Genomic DNA, 697 nt, shown 5'->3' with positions numbered 1-697 from the left:
ACCATAAAATGCTTGTATAGCTGGACGTCCTATTACATTCTTTTCCGCATACCTTTTGACTTGCAAATAGACGCTACTTATTCCTAAAGGATCCTAGTTAATTATCCCATCTATTCCACCATCATTAGACTGAGCAGTTACTTTAACATTACTATTTTTACTGCTATATCCCATCGTATCCATTAGCTTTACAACCAGCTGCTCAAAAAAGATAGGATCCGTTTCACGTAGTTTATTTAATAATTCTATTTCGACTTCATTATTTCTTTCATTAATAAATTTTTCTAAGATTTCTTAAGGTTTGTCTTCCCCAACTGTAGAACTGGAGCTTGCGTTAGCTTCAACATCAACTTAAAACTTATTTTCTGATCACTTAATTCTTAATTCAAGTTCTTCCATGTATGCTTTGCGCTCGGGTTGCGCTTGTAAAAACTCAGTTATTAATGAGTACGGCGATGGGTTTCGTCCACTAGTGCGGAACTTTCGTCCGGTAAATGCGGAGTAATCGTCCACTAAGTGCGGAACTTTCGTCCGGTAAATGCGGAGTAATCGTCCACTAAGTGCGGAAAGCATCATCCATTCTGCTAATTTATCGAAGAAACCATAAAATTAAAAGAACAGAGCCCATCATTATTATCTGAATACAGAAAAGACTCCCTAACAGCCTTTACAACTGTTAGGAAGCCTTTATTGAATC

The 697-nt window shown here is 37.0% G+C and carries 1 pseudogene; it reads right to left on the bottom strand.

The window, feature by feature from the left end:
• Positions 1-249, bottom strand: a pseudogene (locus tag ACRCJ0_RS17720) (restriction endonuclease); the annotation flags it as partial.
• Between the last annotated feature and the right edge of the window lie 448 nt (positions 250-697).

This window comes from Aerococcus sp. L_32, from assembly GCF_050689315.1.
Note: the sequence above shows the minus strand (reverse complement) of the source record. Positions and strands in the feature narration are given on the sequence as shown.